Genomic DNA, 22,249 nt, shown 5'->3' with positions numbered 1-22,249 from the left:
TACTATTCCATTAAATCCATTAAGTATTGCCCATAACCATTTTTTAGTAATGGCTTAGCAAGCTTCTCTAGCTCAGCTTTTGTTAACCATCCCTGATTAAAGGCTATTTCTTCTAAACAGGCAATTTTGTAACCTTGTCGTTTTTCGATAGTTTCAACAAACTGAGCTGCTTCAAGTAAGCTTTCGTGTGTGCCTGTATCTAACCAAGCAAAACCACGCCCTAATATTTCTACATTTAACTTATTATGCTCAAGGAATATTTCATTTAAGCATGTTATTTCTAACTCACCCCGGTTTGATGGTTTAACTTTTTTAGCTAATTCAACTACCGAGTTATCATAAAAATATAAGCCAGTTACAGCATAATGCGATTTAGGTTTTGTTGGTTTTTCTACTATCGAAATTGCTTTTTTATTATGATCAAATTCAACCACACCAAAACGCTCAGGATCTTTGACTTGGTAACCAAATACGGTCGCTCCATTACCGTTTTTTGCATTTTCAACCGCACGTTTAAGTTTAGGGGTAAAACTTTGACCATAAAAAATATTATCACCCAGGACTAAACACACATCATCGTTACCAATAAAATCTTCTCCTAGTACAAAGGCTTGAGCTAAACCATCGGGGCTAGGCTGTACTGTATAGGTTATTTCAATACCAAATTGAGAACCATCACCTAATAAGCGCTTGAAAGAATCGCTATCTTCTGGGGTAGTAATAATTAGAACTTCACGTATACCCGCTAGCATTAATACCGATAATGGATAATAAATCATAGGCTTATCGTAAATAGGTAGTAATTGCTTAGACACTCCAAGAGTAATTGGGTATAAGCGAGAGCCTGATCCGCCAGCTAAGATTATTCCTTTCACAAGGTACTCCTTCCTTATTTATGCGATTTCGCCTAAGCGCTCTCGCTGATAAGAACCATTTTGAACATTTTCACACCACTTTTGATTTTCTAAGTACCACTGAACTGTTTTCTTTAAACCAGTTTCAAATGTTTCGTTAGGTGTCCAACCAAGCTCTCTTTGTATTTTCGAAGAGTCAATAGCATAACGCCTATCATGGCCAGGTCGGTCTGCTACATAAGTGATTAGCTCTGCGTATTTACTTTCCTTAGGTACTAAAATGTCTAATATCGCACAAATTGCTTGCACTACTTCCAAGTTTTGCTTTTCATTATGGCCGCCAATATTGTAGGTTTCACCCACTTTACCTTCGGTAACAACTTTATATAAAGCCCGAGCATGATCTTCTACATAGAGCCAATCCCTAATTTGATCCCCCTTGCCGTATATTGGTAGAGACCTGCCTTCCAAGGCGTTTAAAATCACTAATGGAATGAGTTTTTCTGGAAAGTGATACGGCCCATAATTATTAGAGCAATTAGTCACTATGGTTGGAAAGCCGTAAGTGCGTAACCAAGCACGTACTAAGTGATCGCTTGATGCTTTACTTGATGAGTAAGGACTACTCGGAGCATATGAGGTTTGTTCAGTAAATAGAGGTAATCCCTCACTTAAAGCACCATCTTCTTGTTCATCAGGGTGTGGCAAGTCACCATAGACTTCATCTGTAGAAATATGATGAAATCTAAACAATTTTTTAGAGTCACCATTTAATGAATTCCAATATTCACGTGCTGCTTCTAATAGATTGTAAGTTCCCACAATATTTGTTTGAATAAACTCAGCAGGGCCTGTAATTGAGCGATCTACATGGCTTTCAGCTGCTAAGTGCATTACTGCATCTGGTTTATGTATTGAAAAAACACGATCAAGTTCAGCGCGATCACATATATTTACGTGTTCAAAAAAATATCGCTCAGAATTCTCTGCACCAGGAAGTGATTGAAGATTGCCAGCATAGGTTAAGGCATCAACATTAACTACGCTATCTTTAGTATTTGAAAGGATGTGCCTAACAACTGCACTGCCGATAAAACCGGCACCACCTGTTACTAAAATTTTCACAATAAAAGCCTTTTGTACTTTGTATTTTCCGTGTGAAGGCTACTTTATAAAGCCTTACAACTTTTAATTTCTATGTTCAAGTATCTCAGCCATTATAAAGAATCGCTGAGATACTTTGCTCATTGGAAACAATCAATTTTAACTATCTAGCTTATGACTATTTATTTTCACAGCATTAAAAAGTAGCCTCGATACAATTATGTACTCGATTTATATTCATAATTGTAATAGCCATAATATCCATAAGCATTACTGGCTTTTTTTAGAATACCGTTAAACACTACGCCTTTTACATCAATGCCATTTTGTTCAAAACGGTTTCGGGTTAGCTCTAGTTCACGTACATGGTTTTGGCCAAAACGGGTAACAAGTAAGGTACTCCCTGCATGGGCACTCACAATTGCAGGGTCTGTTACTGCTAAAATAGGTGGCGTATCTATAATTACTAAGTCGTAATGCTCTTTAATGGTATCTACCAGTTTTGAAAAACGCTCATGCATTAATAATTCAGACGGATTTGGTGGTACTTGGCCGCGGGTAATTAAATGCAGGTTTGGTATTTTAGTTTGCTTAATTACATTTTTAAGCTCTAATCGGCCCGATAAAAAGTCACTTAAGCCGTTTTCCCATTTTTCGTTAAACGCTTTTTGTAAGTAGCCTTTACGCATATCGGCATCAATTATTAGTACCTTTTTATCGCTTTGTGCTAATACAGTTGCTAAGTTAACCGATATAAATGACTTACCCACACCTGGGCTTGGGCCCGATATCGCAATAACGTTGTTTTTTGCCTCCATCATCGCAAAATGCAGGCTAGTGCGCAGGCTACGTAGCGCCTCTATTGCTAAGTCAGCGGGGTTTTCAACCGCCAAAATAGTATTGGCTTGGGTGGCTTTTCGATTTTTAAGCTTACCAAACGAGACTAACTGATCTTGATGGTCTGAATACGGCACACTTGCGTAAACTGGTAAGCCCATGGCCTCAATTTCGCTAGGGTCTTCAATACCTTTATGGAGCGCTTTTTGCACTAATACAATCGCTACAGCAATCATGCCACCTAGCATAGTTGCCATAACCACTATAAGCGCTTTTTTAGGCTTAACCGGTTTTGATGTATTCACCTCTGCGTGATCAATAATACGTACGTTACCTACTGTACCCGCGCGAACAATATCGAGCTCTTGTGTTTTAGCCAGTAGCATAGTGTAAATTTGGTTGCTTACTTCTACATCACGGGTTAATCGCAATAACTCTTGCTGGGTAGAGGGTAAGTTAGTTACTTCGCTTGTTAGGTCATCTTTTTGTTTTTTAACTGCTTTTATTTGCTCAAGTATGCCTTGGTATGCAGGGTGACCTTTTTTAAATTTACGGCTAAGCTCTAAGCGCTGTAACTCTAACTCTTGTAATTTAGTTTCAAGCTGAACAATTTGATCAAGTACGCCTTGTGTTTCTAGCGTTATGTTTACTGATTGCTGTTTAATTTGGTAATCGTTAAAGCGTTTTTCGGCAAATTCGAGCTGTTTTTTGACCTCTGGTAATTGTACCTCTAAAAACTCAAGTGACTTTTGTGCCTCAGCGCTGTTGCGCTCTACATTGCGGCGCACATAAATACCTGCCACCTGCTCAAGCACTTTTTCAGCATAACTAAAATCGGTATCTTGTAAGGTTAAGTTAATAATGCCCGAGTCTTTGCCCTTTTCACTGGCACCTATAGCTGCTTGTAAATCTAAAATTGTATTTAAACGATCACGTTTGGTAATAATAAACTCGGTACCTGGGCGTGCATTTAAGCTACGTACAGTTAGCTCAATAATACCGTTAGAAAGCTCTTGCCCTACTTGCCCAGTTAATACTGTTTCGCCAGCTTCGTTTAATAGTGCCAATTGGTTATTTTGTTGTGCTACCACAACAAACTCAGTTCCAATATTAAAGCTAGGTACATCAAACCTAAATACATCAATGCTCTCGCCCCCCCATGCATATGAGCTTGCACCAAAACTAGGCTCAGCCAGTTCACCCGGTGAGCTTGGTTTAAAGCTTCGGTATGCGCGGTTACCTATTAATGGGAATAGTTTAGGTTTAACTACCGTATCTAGGTTTAATTTGTCGACTGCCTCGCCAATTACAGAGCGTGATTTTAATAGCTCTATTTCGGTTACTGCAGCCGAGGTACTTTCGAACATACCGCTCATGTCGTCAAAGCCTGGTACCGTGGCGCTATTATCTTCTACCTGTATCATGGCAGTGGCTTGGTAAACAGGCGCTGCATACAAAGCATAAATTACACCCAGCACCATAAACACGCCGGTAATGGCCATAATAAATAATTTACGGTCGAGCAAAGCGCCCAGTAGCGCCATTAAATCAATTTCTTGCGACTCTTGCGGGCTAGTTTGTGTTGTTCGGTTACTATTATTTAGCGTTGAAGGCTGAGCATTCATTAATGCAGTTTCCTTATAAATACTTTTGCCAAGCGCTACAAGCGCTATCGATTAGCTCATAAACATGGGTAAATGCTTCTAAGCTCTGACGATATGGGTCGGGGATCTCGGTGTCGTTTAACCATTTGCCTAACAAAAACGTTTTACCTCTTGCTTGAGGATAACGTGCGCATAAGTCAGTTAAATGACGCTGTTCCATCACTAAAATAACGCTGTTGTGCTGTACTAATGCTGAATTTATTTGTTGGCCACGGTGCTCTGCCATATTAATACCATGCTGCTCAGCAATTTGCTGAGCAGTGGCATCGGCTGGCTTACCTTCTAATGCAGTTAAACCAGCTGAAGTAACAGTAATCCCTTTGTTTTGTAACTTACTTTTAAGTACATACTCGGCAGTTGGGCTACGACAAATATTGCCAGCACACACTACTAATACAGAGTCAAACATACTTATCCTTAGTTTGTATTGGCTACATCGTTAATTGAGTCAACCGTAGAAATAGACGGTAACAATAAGCTTATTACGCGGTTCCAGCGTGCAAGCGGTGCAGAAGTTACATACACAATATCGTGTGGCTTTAACTCAAATTGCTCTGCTAATACCAGTGCTGCTACATTTTTAGCGTGTAATTGGTATACGTCTGCAATTACGCCATCTTTGGCTAGGTCGCGCTTACGTAATACAAAAATACCGTTTGCGTCAGCAGTGGCTTCTCTAATACCACCGGTATCACTTAATGCTTGAGCTAGGTTTAAGCCATAGCGGTCAATATCTACCGTGCCTGCTTTAATTACATCACCTAATACATACACTTGGTGTTTGTCGTTACGGCTAACATGTACAATATCACCATGTTTTAATAAACGGTTTTGCGAAATATCACCATGGCTGTAAAAGTCATCAAGGCGGATTATTTCTGTTTTGTTACCCGATGTATAAGTTACTTCTCGCCAGTCAGCACGATCAGTAATACCACCTGCGTTGTTTAATACGTCTATAATTGTGAGTGGAATTTCTGTAATTGGGTATACACCTGGGTTTTCTACTTCGCCTGTTACATAAGTTTTTTGACTTCTAAAGCCAACTATTTTTATGTCAACTTGCGGGTTTTCGATTACGCGGCTTAAGCGCTTTACCAAGTCAGCGCGTACTTCTGCAACAGTGCGGCCTGCTGCTGGTATTTTAGGTGCGTATGCATAAGTTATTGTGCCATCTTCTGCTACACGAAAACCATCAAACTCGGCTGTACGTTGTACAGCTGCAGGAATAGTTAACTCTGGATGATCCCATACACCAATGGTTAGCACATCACCCACCCCTAGGCGGTATTGATAATCAGAGGTATCAATGCCTTTTCGGTTGGTTGTATTAACCTGTTTAACTTCGCGTTTTTGAATATTTATTAAAGAAGAATCAATAACTTGAATATTGACTTTTTCGAGGTCTTTTTCTAAGTTTTCTACTTGAGCGCCTGAATCAATACCTTCGTAATGACTACCTGGTATGATTGTACATGCACTTACAGAGAGGAGAGATAAAGTTGCTGCAAGGAGTTTAAATTTGAACGCCATTCTTCTTCCTAAAAGATTATTATATAAGTTTACACTTACTTATTTTAAAGCTGATCAATTAAAGCATGACGGCTTGTTATACGCAAGTTAACAAGGCCTTGAATCAAGGCTAAACACATCTATTTATATACAAAAGCATGACAGTACTATTCACTTGAAAAATGCAGATAAGGCAGCTTTTCAAAGCACTTTAGTAGTAAAGCTTTTACAATTTCTATGGAGTTCTTTTAAGAAGTAATTAAAGTCGAAGACATAACTGACTTGATTATTCGTAATTTAGCAACTTTGCATTACTATCCATTTACATTGGAACATCCTTAAGTAGGGCGCATTATACAGGCAAGTCTGCATATTTCAAGCTTGGGAATGTTTCTAAAAGCGGTTTAAATAAAAGAGTACTAGAAAATGCTTGTAAGCATAAATAGTTATGCTCACAAGCAAGCCTAGTCTTACATTGGAAATGGCTAAGCTCTTAACCTATTGTAGGCAGGTGTAGGTTATTTAATTAGTAAATAGCCCTTCAATAATGCGCTCGCATGCTTTTCCATCGCCATAAGGGTTATGTGCAAAGCTCATTTCTTTGTATGTTTCTTTATTTTCAATCAGATCACTCACCGCGTTTATAATTTTATCGGTGTCTGTGCCTACTAACTTAACGGTACCTGCAGCTACTGCTTCTGGGCGTTCTGTGGTATCACGCATTACTAACACAGGCTTACCTAAACTTGGCGCTTCTTCTTGTACGCCACCTGAGTCTGTTAAAATTAAATACGCTTGATTCATTAAAAATACAAAAGGTAAGTAGTCTTGTGGATCGATAAGCTTTACATTGCTTTTATCTGCCAGCAAGCGTTTAACCGGTTCTTGTACATTTGGGTTTAAGTGCACAGGATATACAAAGTTATAGTCAGAGTATTTTGAGGCCAACGACGAAATTGATTGGCAAATTCGCTCAAACCCACCACCAAAGCTTTCGCGACGATGACCTGTGATGAGTACATAAGGTTTATCTAAAATTTCAGCGAACTTGTCGGTTAGCTGCTGCTGTACATCGTCTTTTGGCAATACGTTATTTTTAACTTGCAGTAATGCATCTATTACCGTGTTACCCGTTACAAAAATAGCGTTTTTTGATACGTGTTCACGTAATAAGTTATCTGCAGACGCTTGCGTAGGGGCAAAATGTTTTGCTGTTAATACGCCCGTTAATGTGCGGTTTGCTTCTTCTGGCCATGGGCTATACAAATTACCTGTACGTAAACCTGCTTCTACGTGCCCTACTTTAATTTGCTTGTAAAAAGCGGCCATTGATGCTGCAAATGTAGTGGTTGTATCACCATGAACAAGCACCCAATCTGGTTTAAACTCATCAAGCACATCACGTAAACCGAGTAAAATTTTACTGGTGATGTCGTATAGGTCTTGGCCTGCTTTCATTATGTTTAAATCATAATCAGGCGTAATTTGAAAAAGATCCAATACTTGGTCAAGCATTTCTCGGTGTTGCGCTGTTACACACACTTTTGCTTCAATTCTTGCATCGTTTTCGAGCGCAAGAACTAGCGGCGCCATTTTAATTGCTTCGGGGCGGGTACCAAATACTGTTAATACTTTCATTGTTTTCCTTAAGATCGATTCAAAAGTTGCGATCGGTTTAAGAGACTAAATTATTAATGCTTGCCTTTTGTTTGTGCTTGAACGTGTCATCTAACTTTTTACTGCAAAAACTCCAGCATTCTACTACGGAATAATGTTAATATAAAACGATCTGTTTATGGTTCTGTGTTTTGATATTTACAGTTGATACAGATACCATAAGCGTAGAAAAATAATTGATTAATATGGGCATGCAGTATAGTGGAAGAGAAAAATGTAATAGTATCAATATACCTTCCCACTAAGAACCGTTTGCCATTATTAAAGCGAGCGGTTGAATCTGTTTTAAATCAAACCTTTACTAACTTTGAGCTAATAATAGTTAATGATGGTTCTACTGACAGCGCGCAAACAAAAAGCTGGTTAGACGAATTAAGTAGTATTGAACCTCGTGTTCGAGTAATTCATCAACAAACAAGCATTGGGGCGTGTGCAGCCAGAAATAAAGCGATTAATATAGCTGAAGGTAAATACATTACAGGCCTTGATGACGACGATGAGTTTTTACCTCACCGGTTAGAGTCGCTTGTTAGTAACTATGATCCAAACTACGCCTTTTTATCCCATGGGGTGTTATGGTTTTATGGCAAAAAAGGTAAAGTGATTGATGCTGGCGGAGGTGAAATCTCGCTCGCTAAAATCTTGAGTTATAACTATGCAACAAACCAAGTTTTTACTGAAACTTACAAACTTAAATTGATAAAAGGTTTTGATACTTCTTTCAAAGCTTGCCAGGATTACGACACATGGACGCGACTAATAAAGCAATTTGGCCCTGCAAAAATGTTAAAAGGCTATTCTTACATACAGCATCAAGGCCACGAAGAAACCCGTATCACAACTGTTAAAAATAAAGTGACTGGTTACAACCAGTATATTAAAAAGCATCATCAAGACATGTCACGCTGTAACAAAGAAAACCTCTCTTTTTTGATTTTGGTAGCACAAAAGAAACGCTACCCTTTAAGTTTATTTGTTAAACAGCTTTTTTGTGGCCTTCAGGTAAAGAAAATGCGTTATTTTTTATCCAGCAATTTACCTATTCTTGCTCATTTTCGTAACAGGCTTTTAAAATGAGAAACCCTTTAATATATATCGTCGGTACGCATTCAACAGAAACAAAAGGCGGTATAAGTACAGTTTTAAAAGCTTTTGAAGAAGCTTTTTTAAAGTTAGGGCAACCTTTCGAACGGATCAATACTCACAACGATAGTAAAGGCACCATACTTTATTTTGTTAATGCTTGGTTTAAGCTTATTTTTAGTTCACTAAAAAATATTAAGCGCCGCCGGATTTATTGGCTTCATTGTGGCCCATGGTTTTCAATGACTCGTAAGTTTATTGTAGCACTAACTGTAAAAGCACTTGGCGGCGAAGTGATTATTCACTTTCACTCACCTACTCTATACCAATATACTAACAGCAAGTTTGGTATGTGGGCTCTTAAGGTTTTTCTTTTACCTGCCAATAAAGTAGTAGTTGTTACTCCTTGGTGGAAAACTCTATTAGAAGAAAAAGGGCTTGTAAAAGACACTCTTGTTGTTGCTAACCCTTTAGCTTATAAGCTTTTTGAACATGCACACGAACCGGCTCCTCAAAAGCGATTTGATAAAAACAATGTAACTCTTGTATCAATGGCTCGTTTCATAGAAGGGAAAGGGCTTGATTTAGTTATTAAAACACTGCCAGATTTACCTAATGTAAAACTAAAGGTGATTGGCGATGGACCACTTAAGAACCAACTTGTTTCTCTGTCTGAAAACTTAGGTGTTGCTGACCGTGTTGAGTTTTTAGGTTGGCTGGCTGACTCAAATAAAACTAAGGCTTTACAGAGCGCTGATATTTTTTGTTTGCCTTCTATCTATGATTCTTTTGGTGTTGTATTTATTGAAGCGATGAGTTTGGGCTTACCGATTGTTGCTTTTAATAACGGTCCTGTTGCCGATATTGTTAAACCCCATGTTGGAATCACTATCGATACTCACAACAAAGAACATTTGTGCTCGGCGATTCAAACTATGGCAAACAATATTGAGCAATTTGATTCTGCCGGTAAAAAAGAGGTCATAGAAAACTATGATCCTACAAGACTAACCAAAGTCATCATTGACTACATTCTGAAGTAGCTACTTTTTATAAATAATAGAAATACTGGCAGGCCTTTATTATAATCGCCCCAATTAAATTACAACGGTGACTTTTTTGGAAAAAAAACCTGTAACGCTCATCATTTATGGAAGTGGTGGTCACAAAGAACAAATGAAAAGGCTTTTGGCCTTAATGAAAACGCATGCTGAATTCGATTTTGTATCAATATCTGATACAAAAGATAATTTTAATTCTCTAAAACACTTTGAGTGTAATGAGCCTAGAGATAAATTTAGCAAGTGGAAAGCCCCATTTCAGTTGCTAAAGAATGCTTTTACAACATCAAAGCAATGCATACAAATCACTCGTAATTACAAGGTAACTGGGCTTGTTTCTACAGGGCCAGGAATGGTTATTTTGCCCGCTTTAATATTTAAGCTATTAGGTAAAAAAGTCATCTTTTTAGAATCGTGGTCGCGCTTCTATAGCCGTTCTTTAACTGGAAAAGTGATGTATCGCATTGCCGATACTTTCTTTGTACAAAACGAAGACTTACTCGCGCTTTACCCTAACGCAATTTATTCAGGCCGTTTATGAAAATATTTGCAACCGTCGGTAGTACCCGCTACGACTCGCTATTTTTTGAAATAGAAAAAGCGTTGACTGATGAAGATGATGCTATTTTTCAAATTGCTGATGGCGAATATAAAAACCCATCAGTGACAACGATCGAGTTTGTCAGTGATATTCATAAATATTATGAACAAGCTGACTTAGTAATTACTCATGCTGGTGCAGGAAGCGTTTATAACTTACTGGAAATGGGTAAAAAAATAATTGTAGTTCAAAACACTGAACGCCTTGATCCTCATCAGCAAGATTTAGTCCGCTTTGTTGACACTAACGGCTATGGCCTTGGCTGTTATAACCCTTGTGAAGTGATAGATAAAATTAAACAAGCTAAAACTTTTACACCTACTCCATATAAAAAATGCGAGTTTACAAAAGCAAAGCAAATTTGTGAAAGCTTAAAGTTACTTTAAGCTTTCACAAAAGATTAAAACCTATGCCATTATGCTGCATTTACAGCCATTTCCTTTAGAGTGCGCTTTTCTACAACAGTCCAATACCAATTATTAAAAGCTGACTGAACAATTATTTGAATAATTATTGGTAGTATGAAGTGCTGATACCCTAGTTCAAACAGTGCAATGGTTGCTAATAAAGTGATACACCCCGAAAGCACGATAGCTTTTGAGAATGGCACATGGTTATTAGCCGCAATAAAGTTCATTGAAATCTGTCTATTAACATCTAATAAGATCATTAAACTAAAAAATAGTAATGATGGTAGCTCTGGTAAACTTGTTTCTGAACCAATCAACTTTAGTAAAAGTGGTCCAATAATACTAATGCCTATACACCCCAACACAACCATTAACATTGATACTAGCCTAACACGCCCCTGTAAGCGTTTAACTGTTTGATAGCTCTTCTCTTGCATAGCACGGTTTAAAGAAGGCGTAACAACGGTCATATACAATAAACTTACGGCACTTAATATGGTGAATAGGTTTAATGCCAATGAATATGTTGCCGAGTCTGATGCACTGAAATAGTAAGCAATAATTAATATTGATATTTTAGTAAGCATAAAGTTACCTAACGATACTATCCCTATACGGCTAGCATTAGGTAAAATTTTAAACAGTGTTGGTTTTACTTTATCAAAGTTAACTGATTGGTACCCTTGCAGCATCTTATATTTATTGATTTCATACTTAGAAGCTACAAAGTAAACAAATGCGGATACAACCCTTGCTACTGCAATTGCTATTAAGGTGTAACCATTTAAGATCATCGAAATGGCCACAATAAAAAATGCAATATTATTGTAGCTTGTTACTTTATAAATGCTGGCAACGTTGTTAGTTCCAAAAAACAGTGCATTGTACAAAAGGCAAAATATATTAATAACAACCGCAGCACTATAAAGTAACCACTCATATTGAATATTTAAACCTGAGTTAGATGCCACGGTTTCTAAATAGAAGAAATACGCAATCGCTAATATGAGTGTGGTTAATACAGCAATAATTAAAAAGATGAACTTTGCGCTGTCAATAACCGTAGAGAAAAGAGCATAGTTGATATTTGACTTGTCAAACTCACCGCTAACGCCTTGCTTTTCTAGTGTTTGCGCACCACATAGCACATAGTTCATTTGGCGTGAAAAGGTACTACTTAAGCCAAAGTCAAAAACAACAATTAGCCCATAGAAGGCAACAAAAATCATCCAAAGAGAAAACTCTGCTTCAGTAAAATTTGCTAAAGCAAATGGCATAATAATTAAGCTACTCGCTAGGCTAGAAAAGCGAGAGAAGTACCCCCAAAACAGTGCCATTAACTGCCCTTCATTAATTTATCTTTCACGTACATAACGCTTCCGACAGGCGCACCTATAAACCAATTCAACAAGAAAAACCTGGGTATCTTACAGTATTCAACTAACGCTTTTACTACCCCGTCGCGGTGGCATAAATAACGCATATAATTACCGTAAAACTTTAGCTTATTCTTGCCCGATGGCAGCTTTATTAAGTTGATATTTTCGAGGATTAGCTTAAACCGTAAACACATGCCTTTAGGGTTTCTCATCGCTAGCTTATCATAGCTATTTGTTAAGCCATCTGCTTGATACTCAATGATTTTAAAAGCTGAATTTGTGCAATAATACTTTTTATCTGCATCAAAAAGAGTCATCACAACAGCTTCAGGCATAAACCTTTCGTCACTGTATACAGGGAATGCTTTGCCCTTCAATAAAGATGTTCTGATAAAATCGCAACGATCCCCTTTCATATTATATTTATATGCATTTTCTAAGATCGTTGATTCCATAGGGTCTTTAGGAAACTCTTGCGCGCTAGGCTTTTGCGTTGCTAAATCAATACACAAACCTATGATACCTGCAAACTTCTCTTGTTTACTGATCTGTTTCCATATTTTATTAGCTTCTTTAAGCGCGTTAGGAGCCAACAAGTCATCAGAGTCAAGAATTAATGTAAGTTCACCTTTGGCTTCTTTAAAAAACACATTCATACATGAATGCTTACCCTGGTTTTCTTTTCTGATATATCGATAATTTAAAAGCCCCTCAGACTCAACTTCTTTTATGAAGCTTTGAATGTCATCAGTGCTACCGTCATCGACAATGAGCCATTCAAACGAAATACCCTCTGAACAGCTTAATTTTAGGCTCTCATATAACCTAGGTAATAAATGAGCTCTGTTATATACAGGTGTACAAATTGAAAAATCTAAAGACATGATATTAATCTAGCTTAGCGCTAAGCTCTTGTTCTGAGGTTTTGCGAATATCTATTGCAACCATTGACTGGTGAGCATTCCATGCGATTTTTTCAAATAGCTCTCTATTTTCTATAAGTTCATTAACTAGAGAACAATATTCATCCATATCGTATGGTTTAGCTAGTAAGCCGGTTTTATTGTGCTCTATAAACTCAGGAATAGCACAAGTAGAGAAAGATACTGTAGGTAATCCTGAAGACATAGCTTCACACATAGATACCCCTTGGGCATCCATTCTAGTAACACCTAAATATATACCAGCCTGTTGATGAACAGATGGAATTTCTAAAGGTTGTAAAAAGCGAGAGTTTAATGTAAGTCTGTCTGATAAATTTTGCTCTGAAATTACCGACTTAATTTTATCCTCATCTGGGCCTTTGCCGTAAAGTGCAGTTTGAATATTTCCAGGCATACGACGTGCTGTTTCTAGCACTAAATCAACGGCATATTTTCCTCGGTAATTTAGAGGTCTAATACTTAGAAGCTTTTCTCTATCAGCCCAACGCTCAGTAAACTTGAAGTTTTCAGTATCAATACCATTAGCTATAACCAATGACTTTTGGCGTAGGTCTACGCCGGTATTGTTTATTGCTTCTTGCAACATCCAATCTGAAGGCGTTATGAATTTTGCAGGTATATCTGACTCAACAAATTCTGCTAAGGTTTTTTGCATCTTTTTGATCAAATAGCAATCACGATAAAGCCAGCGAGCTACACTCTTAGGAGCTAACCAAGATATATCATCACGTCTATCATTCCAGATTGTTTGTACTTCAACACCATGTATGAAGAACAAAGTAGGTAGCTTATGATCAAGCACATATCGATAAAGCACACTTGCATCAATTGCTTTTGTAAAGCGATGTAATAATAAATGAATCATGACACGGTCAACATTAGCAAGATATTTTATTAACTTGTTTACAGGGCCAAGAATTACATTTACACCATCTATTGTGTATTTTTCTTCTTTTTCACTTGGCACAAGCGCTGTTACGGTGTGTCCTTGAGCAATATATTGTTTTGAGCGAGTATGTACAAACATATGGCTGTAAGGGCTATCTATTGATGGATAACGCCCAGTCAGAACAACTAGATTCATCTTTTAATCCTAAACTTATTTATATCTAATTGAAGTAACGTTACCTACTTCAAAAATAATCATATCCATTACTGTTAATTTAATGGTTGTGATAGCAAAAATGAATTATAACACCTTAAGAAAATAAAATTAGAAACTTGGTTTCATAACTTTTGCTTTTCAGTGTTATTAATAGAGCCAAGCATGACTCCCATTAAAATTCCTACCGTTCCAGAGCCCCAAATATGCCCACTTAGCTGCGAAAGAATTAACAATATAAAGCTTGCTAATAATACAAATGGGGCAAAAAAGTTATAACCAGCTAAGGTTTGTTGATGTGCTTTGTATAAGGTGTAAACATAGAAGCTAAAAACAATGAGAAAAGTGAAAACACCAAAAAATATAAAAATATCAACGCCATCAACTTCTGTTGTAGCTGAGCTATCAGCCCGCTTTAACGATAGGGCTTCTCCCTGCCCAAACAGTTGCTCGAACAAAGTGCTACTTTGCAAAAGTATTTCTATATTTTTAGCTACCATAACTTCTCGACCCGATAAAATCATGCCTAATAGGCCGCCCTTGTTATAAAGCCAGATAAAGCGGTCATACAAACCTAGAGATTGAAGTAAATCAATAATTAAAATTATCACTATTATTGCTAACACAATAATTGGAGTAAAAATCTTAAATTTTAGCAGTGTTAACTGATATAGTTTTTGTCTTTCATTTACGATAGGCACAAGAAATATAATAATTATCGATGCAAGAATTGTGGTTTTGGTAGAAACAGATACACCACAAAAAACCGTAAAACCAGCTAATGCTAAGTAAGCCCACTTACTTTTATAATTCCAAACTTTATGAAGCATATAAGTATAGGCAACAAGAAAAGCTCCACCTAATTCATTACCAGCCATTATGAAACCAGTGGTGCCAGCTGTTGTTCCATTACCAAAATCATAGGTACTTTTACCAAAGCCTATGACACCGAGCATAAAGTTAATACTAAGCAGTACAAAGCAGTAAGTTAAAATTTTATGTGTGCTTGCAAGTGCAAACTCTGGGTCTTTTTTGTACCACTCTTTAAATAAAAAGAAGATACAAATAGGTGTTAAGATTTTTATTGCTGTTGAAAAGTCAGATATAAAAAAATCAGAACGGGCGTGCTCCATAAACTCAAAAAATGGACCAATAAAAGATATCACTATAAACAGTAATAACATGTTAAATATATTGGCATCACTGCGAGCAATCAGGCCCAAAATTAATACTAGCAGAGGAACTTTATAGATTAGAGAGGCTTTAATATCTATACCAAGGTATATAATAGTAAAGCCCGAAAACATGTCAGCTAAAATATAAAGTGACATCATCGCAACGGCCACTTGCGACCAAAAATTACGATAACTTCCGAGTGTTATGTCTCTCATTTTTCTAGCCGTTTAGCTGTTGGCGCTTTTTCGATATACCCATAAAAAGAGAAACAACACATGCAAAAAAACCACTGAAAATGAAACCTATGATGCATAATAGTGCGCGACTTGGTGCAGATTTCTCTTCTGGAACAATCACTTCTGCAACAGTCTCGAACATAGACTCGTCAGTTGCTTGAGCTAACAAGTTAGATTTCGTTTGTTCTGCAATTAGAGTAAAGAAAACTTCTTTAATCTCTGCAACTTGTGTTTTATCAGCTTTACTTGTTAGTAAATCTATATGACGCTTAGTTTCATCTAGCTTCTTTTGCTTCCAAAACTCGTTCATATCTTTTACTAAAAGGTCTAACCATTTAGCGGCAAGTTCAGGAGAGTAATAAACTAAAGAAATTTTCACTAATCCCTTTTTTGACTCATATTCTACATTGATACTTTTTTTAAGATATTCGTATGCTTCCCATGAGGTAGGAATTACGTTTTTTCCAGGGGGGGCTTCTCTAACCCACTTTTTTTGCTCTGGGTCATAGAGATCATGATCATAAATGAGCTTGTCTGACTGTTCATCCCACTTAGTTACCGCTAATAAAGGCACTATTAAGTCATGCTTTTCAATAAAAGACTGTAAAAAGTAACGCGAGGATAATAGCTCTATCGCAACATCCGTTTTGCTTTCTCCACCGCCACCAAGATTAACCCCAGCTAAACTTGCTAAACCACCAAATTGACCTGCCAACTTTGCTAGACCGCCCGCACCGTCATCAGATTTAGGCATATAAATTCCTCGAGCAGTGTAAACATTAGGCTTATTTATGGCATAAAAGACAGTGGCCACAGAACATATCAGGGTGAACAAAACGATAAAGATTTTGTAGTTCCACAAGATCTCAAAAAGGTGAGAAAGCTTAATTTCATCGTTTTGATTCGTTTCGTGTTTTACAGAGCTCAAAATTTACTTCCATTTAGTTCAAAGGTTATTAATGTAGTGAAGGCCACGCTATTTGCTATTTAATTTTTTTATAAATTTTCTAACATGAACACTGATACGCCATATTCTCAACATACAAAAATAATATGCCAACGTTAAGGCTATGAATAAATAAAACATTATGTAGTCAGGTACTTGGTATATATGTGCAATAATACCAGCCGCAGCTAATAAAGCAGAAGCAGTACATATCACTAACAGCGCCTGTCGACTCGAAAACCCCAACCTTAGCAATATGTGGTGCAAGTGTTCACGGTCAGGTTGAAATGGTGACTGCCCTTTTCGAACCCGCCTTGCGATAGTAGATACTGCATCAATAATTGGCACAGCAGCAAGCCACAATGCTGTTACAGCACTAAAAGCTGAATTTTGTTCTGGCTGAGAACCTTCCAATAAAAGCCAAATAACAGTAAAACCAATAACGGTACTGCCTGCGTCACCCATAAAAACTTTGAAGCGTTGCCCCAAAGGGAAACCAAGATTCATTAAGATATAAGGAATTGTTGTAACGACAATCACTGTGCTAAAAACAGCCAGAGACTTTTGATTATTCAAATAAAATAGGATTGCCAAAGATGTGAAAGTAACTGTTGCCAACGCCCCCAAAAGCCCGTCAATGCCATCTACCATATTAAAAGCATTTATTGCCCCAACAACCGCAACAACTGTGAAAAGATAGCAAAAATAAGAAAATTCTAAATCAAATGGACCTATTAACTGTCCTGCATTATTCAAGGTTAGCTCGCCCACAAACATCATCAGGCATGAAATTACGACTTGAATTACAAGTCGAACCCGAAAGCTAATATCGAACAAATCATCAAGAACACCAACAATTAACAATGTTCCAGCACAGAATAGGTATAAAGCTGATGAAGAGATTGTTTCAGAAAAAACAATTAAATAACTGAATACAACAATGAAAATAGCAAGTCCACCAACTAATGGAACTGCACCAGTATGATGTTTTCTTTCATTCGGCTGGTCAACTAAGTTTATGTAAATTGCAAACTTTCTGAAAACGAAAAGGCTCATGAATGAACACAAAAATAGTCCTAAGATATCAAGTATCACAAAAAATAGCCTTATTAAACATAAATAAACTTAATACGCCCAACGACGATCCAAAACGTGCTGATTATACGCGGTTTACACAAAAATAAAAATTAAAAAAGAATTATAGTGCCGAGCCACAAAAGACTAAATCACTGATATTAAACAACAAAAAAACAAACAACAATTTAGTAACATTTTCACCCATCTTCCTTACATTTGATTACATCAAATATATCTTGCCACATGCTGCCTGTTAGCTTTTTGAAATGTTTAGACTTAGAAAGTAAACCGGTCCTTAAAGCCTCTTCTTCGTTGATAACGCTGTCTAATGTTTGAATAAGTGACTCTTCTGCCACTTCAGGAGGTAACAGATATTTCCCTACATCGTATTCATCAAAAAGTTCTGTGTACTTATGACTCCAACCAGTAGCAATACAAGGCACTCCTTGAGAAAGTGCACTAACACAACCATGAAACCTTGAGCTAAATACAGACCTTGCATTAGCAATAATAGCTTTTACTTCTATCGCACTCTGTGGGTTAACTATATCGCATTGCTGGTTTAACTGAGCCTGAATAGACTCGCACAGCGCTAAATCATCAACCCCACTATGATTAAGTATCATAGCACTAATTTTATTATCTGCTGCTTTATTTATAAGTTTCACTATTGTAGGAATGTAATTCTCATACCACCATTTGTTATTATTTTTTGTACTTAGCATTTTTGAGTTAGGTATTACTATTAAGTACCCCTGATACTTTGCATACTCAGATATATTTTTTGGTAACAAGACATTGGTAAAGTCGGGCGCTTTTTTTAGAGAGTTAAGTTGCGGGGTAATACTGTTTACATGCTTATAAGAAGGCTCCTCTCTAGCAAATACCAAGCTGGCATTTTTGAAAGCTTTTTTTGCGCTAAGCCTATTACTCTTTCGTGTAAAGGGCCCTAATGATTGCGGCATGAATATGTAATGTTTACGCTTCTTTTTAAATCTCGATACTTCATTTGCGACTTGCTTAATAATTACATCAGACCATTGGTCACCATAACTAAATCCTGATGCATCTAATACAACATCAACATCCGCTTCTGTCACAATACCAAAACGGTTTTTAAAATAATTAAGAATAAAACGAGGAAAAAAATAAAAAACACCATTTAGATCAATGATATTTTTTCTTAAGTTAATCTTTTGATAAGCGCCAACTCTAGCTCGATCTTTATAAGGCGAATTTTTATTATGTGCTAGGCAAATATCAGCACTAGGCAATTCTTTTGCAAGCTGAGAAATAATTGAGGCAAGCATTAATTCTGCCCCTTTATTGACAAATTGAACACCTTTAATCTCTATCAACACTATTGGTTTCCAGCCATATAAAAGAAAAGTCAGTTAGCATATACATCAATGAATATGCATTCAAGCGTTCTGTGCAATTTCTATATTTTACGATAAGATACGCGTTTAACTTAACGATGAAAGCGTGTGATGAGTTCAAACGTTAAAAATTCGCTATTTTTGATCTTAGAAAAGGTAGTTTTACTAGGACTCAGCTTTTTTAATAGTGTACTGCTAGCCCGTATAGCAGGACCTACTTTTTTTGGCGACTTTTCGTATATTATTTCATTTGCTGGTCTTTTTAGCCCTCTTTGTATTATGGGTTTAAATAATGTTGTTACTAAGTATGTGGTGAAGCACCCCAAAAATAGTCATTACTACATAAAATCAGCATTGCGTATACGTTTACTCGGCGCTTGCTTTTCTGTTTTAGTGACTACTCTCATTTGCCTGCACTTTTTAGATATCGCTAATGAGCAATCAAAGCTCATTATCCTTCTTGTTGCTATGCAAGGTTTTACTTTTTTATACGTACTAGAATTTTTTTATATTGCAAAAAAACAAGTTACTACACTTGTCCGAGTCCGCTTAATCATAATTACTTTCATCAATGTCGCGAAACTTGTCGCTATACTTAACTCTGCCAGCCTGCAAGGCTTAGTTCTTCTTCAAGGTTTAGAAAGTGTTTTTATTGGCTGTTGCTATTACTTTATTTATATTTCTCAAGGGCACCACAAAGAAATAAAACGAAAAGCAAGGTTAAGTTCTCACCTCGCTCTGTACAAAAAAGGTCAATGGCTTCTATTTTCTGGAATTGCTGCTGCACTTTATTTAAAAGTCGATCAAATAATGCTCGCGCAGTTGGTTAACACAGAAACTGTCGCTTATTATGCTGCGGCCGCTAAACTATCGGAGTTTTGGTATGTTTTCCCTGTATTAATTGCAAACGTATATACAGCTCAGTTAAGTCACACGAGATTTAAGGCTTACCATGCCTACGAAGTCACTCTACAACAATTGATTGTTGTACTTACATTAATAGCACTAACACTGAGCATTTTTCTTTGGTTCTTTTCCAAACAATTGATAACACTAATTTATGGCGAATCATATCGTGCTAGTGCAGCTATTCTGAGTATCCATATATTTGCTAGCGTCTTTATTTTTCAGAGGGCTGTTCTTTCCAAATGGCTCATTATAGAAAAACTTTATAAATATAGTTTGGTGTCAAATGTTGCTGGCGCTGTAATTAATGTGTTACTCAATTTGGTTTTAATTCCAAAATACCATGGAATAGGTGCTGCTTGGGCAACACTTATCTCTTATATGGTAGCAAGCTATGGCTTTTTGTTTATAAATAACAAAACCCGCAGTTATGCCAAAATACTTCACCAATCGATGCTAAATTCACCCTTTATCTTAATAAAGTTAGCCCAAAATTTAAAAGTACATTATGAAAAGCACTATAAAAAAACTAATTAACCAATTTGGTTATGACCTTACTTTGAGACGCATTGCAAAAAGTTCCGATACTCAGTCAAAGTCAATTTGCTTTATACATATTCCTAAGTCAGGTGGTATATCGATTGATTTAGCCCTTCGAGAACAGTTTGCTGTAGCTGGCCAACCAAGATTTAGCCGCGAGGGTGCTATTGCGATGAGCCTAGCAGGCATGAACCGTGAAATTAACGATCTAGATAGTATTAGTGAATTTAGCGACCACCATGCGAAGCAATTATCTGGTTTACTAGCTTACCACCTAGCGCAGAACTGGCAATACATAAGTGGGCATGTAACCACCAACAAACAATTGTTGGATCAGTTTGCAAAACAATATCATTTTCTTACCGTATTACGTGAACCTGTAAGCCGTTTTAAATCTAACTATGTTTATAATAAATTGACTAACTCTTTACCTATCATGTCGCCTAACAACCTTTCTACTGATAACCTTACTCAAGAAGTAGATGCTATATTATCTCACCGACGCGGGTGGCAAATGGCTAATGTAACGAGCATGTGTGTAACAGGCCGATTTGCTTCAGATGAAGCAGATGCGAAAGCTATTCAAGCTGAATTTATTGCAAACCTGACAAGCTATAATTTGGTCGGTTTTCTTGATGAGCTAGATAAATTTAGCCAAGGAGTTAAATCGCTTACAGGTAAAGCAATACATATTGGTAACCACAACACCACTGAAAGTCATTTAGAAAGCAATAAACAAATAGTAAAAAGCACTCTTCAAAATTATTTAAATGAGCCACATATTGAACAAAGAATTAAACATCTATGTCGCTTTGAAACAGAGAATTACTTACGAGCAAAAGAGATCTACAGTTAGGTTAGGTATAAAATTAAGGTAGACGCTTAGCTTTATCACGTCTACCTATAAAAAGATTCACTTTATAAGCTGAATGATTTAACTAAATTGGTGTACTCTTCTTTAATTTCATCCGCCACTCTTTCATTTCCACTCACTGAAATAATAACAACCTGATTGCTACTTTTATCTAACACCGCTAAGTTATGGATAATTTGTTTATTCTTATTTATAGCTCCAGTGAAGCTATATTCCATATTTTCAAGGTCACCTTCGTAGACAGCATCATCCTGACCCACACGAGTGAATTGTAAGTCTTTAAAGCCTGAGTTAATTAAGCCTTGTAAGGCATTTTTCACAAAGCCTTGCCATTCTTCTTTTGAACCTGTGTACTTTTGACCTACGAGTTGCTGACAAGTTACATTGCTTGCAATGTTCGCAGCTTTGATTTGTTTTATAGAAATAAACTGTTTTAAATTTAAATCAACGCCATTACCGATGTTTAAGGTTTGCTGTTTTTCTTTTGGCTCTGATGAAAACTTGATATCGAAATCACAAGCTTCACTTCCTTGCTGTGCCTGAAGTAATGGTGTTGATGCTTGTAAAAAGCTTGAATTGATCCCTGCAAAGAATAAGCTTGATGCTAAAAATACTGTTTTAAATTTCATGCTTTACCTTTAATTAAATTACTTAAGACAACAACTTTTTCTGAACTGTAATAACAGTTGAAAGCTATTTTAGATACCTTCGCCTGGCGCTGCAATGCTCAATTTACTTCTATGATAATTTAAACACTTTATGTTGACATAAATTTATGTACTTTTGTTCCCTGTATTCTTGTAAATACTTTTCAGGCCTATAAAAGTTAGTAGCAATAAGTTTTTAAGCATAAAAAAGCCCGGCTTAAGCCGGGCTTTTACAAAGTA

Annotated in this window: 20 protein-coding genes; 6 read left to right on the top strand and 14 right to left on the bottom strand. The window is 36.8% G+C overall.

Going from position 1 to position 22,249, the window contains the following annotated elements:
• Positions 1-2: 2 nt before the first annotated feature.
• From rfbA to wecB, 6 genes are all read right to left on the bottom strand, one after another.
• A complete protein-coding gene (rfbA, locus tag E5N72_RS04220) occupies positions 3-875 on the bottom strand; it encodes a glucose-1-phosphate thymidylyltransferase RfbA (RefSeq protein WP_135923366.1) in 873 nt (290 codons plus the stop codon).
• Between the two features lie 18 nt (positions 876-893).
• Positions 894-1,979 (bottom strand): dTDP-glucose 4,6-dehydratase, encoded by a 1,086-nt coding sequence (gene rfbB / locus E5N72_RS04215; protein ID WP_135923365.1) that lies wholly within the window; start codon positions 1,977-1,979, stop codon positions 894-896.
• Positions 1,980-2,176: 197 nt separating this feature from the next.
• On the bottom strand, positions 2,177-4,420 hold the full coding sequence (locus E5N72_RS04210; protein WP_135923364.1) for a polysaccharide biosynthesis tyrosine autokinase: 2,244 nt from the start codon (positions 4,418-4,420) through the stop codon (positions 2,177-2,179).
• 13 nt (positions 4,421-4,433) lie between these two features.
• Positions 4,434-4,868: a low molecular weight protein-tyrosine-phosphatase gene (locus E5N72_RS04205; protein ID WP_135923363.1), complete on the bottom strand. Its 435-nt coding sequence runs from the start codon at positions 4,866-4,868 to the stop codon at positions 4,434-4,436.
• A gap of 8 nt (positions 4,869-4,876) precedes the next feature.
• On the bottom strand, positions 4,877-5,992 hold the full coding sequence (locus E5N72_RS04200) for a polysaccharide export protein (protein WP_135923362.1): 1,116 nt from the start codon (positions 5,990-5,992) through the stop codon (positions 4,877-4,879).
• A 501-nt stretch (positions 5,993-6,493) separates the two neighbouring features.
• Complete coding sequence (gene wecB / locus E5N72_RS04195; protein ID WP_135923361.1) at positions 6,494-7,609, bottom strand: UDP-N-acetylglucosamine 2-epimerase (non-hydrolyzing); 1,116 nt, start codon at positions 7,607-7,609, stop codon at positions 6,494-6,496.
• Positions 7,610-7,849: 240 nt separating this feature from the next.
• On the opposite strand from wecB, the gene E5N72_RS04190 reads away from it, so the two are divergent.
• The 4 genes from E5N72_RS04190 (at position 7,850) to pssE (ending at position 10,779) form a co-directional block, all read left to right on the top strand.
• The gene (locus E5N72_RS04190) at positions 7,850-8,725 is read left to right on the top strand and encodes a glycosyltransferase (RefSeq protein ID WP_276605827.1); all 876 of its coding nucleotides are present in this window, start codon (positions 7,850-7,852) and stop codon (positions 8,723-8,725) included.
• A complete protein-coding gene (locus E5N72_RS04185; RefSeq protein WP_135923359.1) occupies positions 8,722-9,774 on the top strand; it encodes a glycosyltransferase family 4 protein in 1,053 nt (350 codons plus the stop codon). Before E5N72_RS04190 ends, E5N72_RS04185 begins: the two co-directional genes overlap by 4 nt.
• Positions 9,775-9,850: 76 nt before the next feature.
• The gene (gene pssD / locus E5N72_RS04180) at positions 9,851-10,333 is read left to right on the top strand and encodes a PssD/Cps14F family polysaccharide biosynthesis glycosyltransferase (protein ID WP_205994291.1); all 483 of its coding nucleotides are present in this window, start codon (positions 9,851-9,853) and stop codon (positions 10,331-10,333) included.
• Complete coding sequence (gene pssE / locus E5N72_RS04175) at positions 10,330-10,779, top strand: PssE/Cps14G family polysaccharide biosynthesis glycosyltransferase (protein ID WP_135923358.1); 450 nt, start codon at positions 10,330-10,332, stop codon at positions 10,777-10,779. The genes pssD and pssE overlap by 4 nt, the downstream gene beginning before the upstream one ends.
• A 29-nt stretch (positions 10,780-10,808) precedes the next feature.
• Here pssE and wzx read toward each other — a convergent pair whose 3' ends face one another.
• The 7 genes from wzx to E5N72_RS04140 all read right to left on the bottom strand — a co-directional run bounded on the left by wzx (position 10,809) and on the right by E5N72_RS04140 (position 19,024).
• Positions 10,809-12,140 carry an O-unit flippase-like protein gene (gene wzx, locus E5N72_RS04170; protein WP_135923357.1) on the bottom strand — a complete coding sequence of 444 codons (1,332 nt, stop codon included), beginning with the start codon at positions 12,138-12,140 and terminating at the stop codon, positions 10,809-10,811.
• Complete coding sequence (locus tag E5N72_RS04165) at positions 12,140-13,066, bottom strand: glycosyltransferase family A protein (RefSeq protein WP_135923356.1); 927 nt, start codon at positions 13,064-13,066, stop codon at positions 12,140-12,142. Before E5N72_RS04165 ends, wzx begins: the two co-directional genes overlap by 1 nt.
• Before the next feature lie 4 nt (positions 13,067-13,070).
• Complete coding sequence (locus E5N72_RS04160; RefSeq protein ID WP_135923355.1) at positions 13,071-14,210, bottom strand: glycosyltransferase family 4 protein; 1,140 nt, start codon at positions 14,208-14,210, stop codon at positions 13,071-13,073.
• 143 nt (positions 14,211-14,353) lie between these two features.
• Positions 14,354-15,619, bottom strand: coding sequence for a hypothetical protein (locus E5N72_RS04155; RefSeq protein ID WP_135923354.1), 1,266 nt, complete (start codon positions 15,617-15,619; stop codon positions 14,354-14,356).
• 4 nt (positions 15,620-15,623) lie between these two features.
• Positions 15,624-16,568 carry a Wzz/FepE/Etk N-terminal domain-containing protein gene (locus E5N72_RS04150; RefSeq protein ID WP_168246709.1) on the bottom strand — a complete coding sequence of 315 codons (945 nt, stop codon included), beginning with the start codon at positions 16,566-16,568 and terminating at the stop codon, positions 15,624-15,626.
• A gap of 48 nt (positions 16,569-16,616) precedes the next feature.
• Positions 16,617-17,681 (bottom strand): UDP-N-acetylglucosamine--undecaprenyl-phosphate N-acetylglucosaminephosphotransferase, encoded by a 1,065-nt coding sequence (wecA, locus tag E5N72_RS04145; protein ID WP_135923352.1) that lies wholly within the window; start codon positions 17,679-17,681, stop codon positions 16,617-16,619.
• A gap of 179 nt (positions 17,682-17,860) precedes the next feature.
• The gene (locus E5N72_RS04140) at positions 17,861-19,024 is read right to left on the bottom strand and encodes a polysaccharide pyruvyl transferase family protein (protein ID WP_135923351.1); all 1,164 of its coding nucleotides are present in this window, start codon (positions 19,022-19,024) and stop codon (positions 17,861-17,863) included.
• A gap of 129 nt (positions 19,025-19,153) precedes the next feature.
• Between E5N72_RS04140 and E5N72_RS04135 the strand changes: the two genes are divergently transcribed.
• Together E5N72_RS04135 and E5N72_RS04130 are read left to right on the top strand one after the other, a co-directional pair.
• On the top strand, positions 19,154-20,485 hold the full coding sequence (locus tag E5N72_RS04135; RefSeq protein WP_135923350.1) for a flippase: 1,332 nt from the start codon (positions 19,154-19,156) through the stop codon (positions 20,483-20,485).
• On the top strand, positions 20,457-21,344 hold the full coding sequence (locus E5N72_RS04130) for a sulfotransferase family 2 domain-containing protein (protein WP_135923349.1): 888 nt from the start codon (positions 20,457-20,459) through the stop codon (positions 21,342-21,344). Before E5N72_RS04135 ends, E5N72_RS04130 begins: the two co-directional genes overlap by 29 nt.
• A gap of 62 nt (positions 21,345-21,406) precedes the next feature.
• Here E5N72_RS04130 and E5N72_RS04125 read toward each other — a convergent pair whose 3' ends face one another.
• Positions 21,407-21,991 carry a hypothetical protein gene (locus E5N72_RS04125; RefSeq protein ID WP_135923348.1) on the bottom strand — a complete coding sequence of 195 codons (585 nt, stop codon included), beginning with the start codon at positions 21,989-21,991 and terminating at the stop codon, positions 21,407-21,409.
• Positions 21,992-22,249 lie beyond the last annotated feature (258 nt).

This window comes from Pseudoalteromonas sp. MEBiC 03607 (genome assembly GCF_004792295.1).
Classification (GTDB): Bacteria; Pseudomonadota; Gammaproteobacteria; order Enterobacterales; family Alteromonadaceae; genus Pseudoalteromonas; species Pseudoalteromonas lipolytica_C.
Note: the sequence above shows the minus strand (reverse complement) of the source record. Positions and strands in the feature narration are given on the sequence as shown.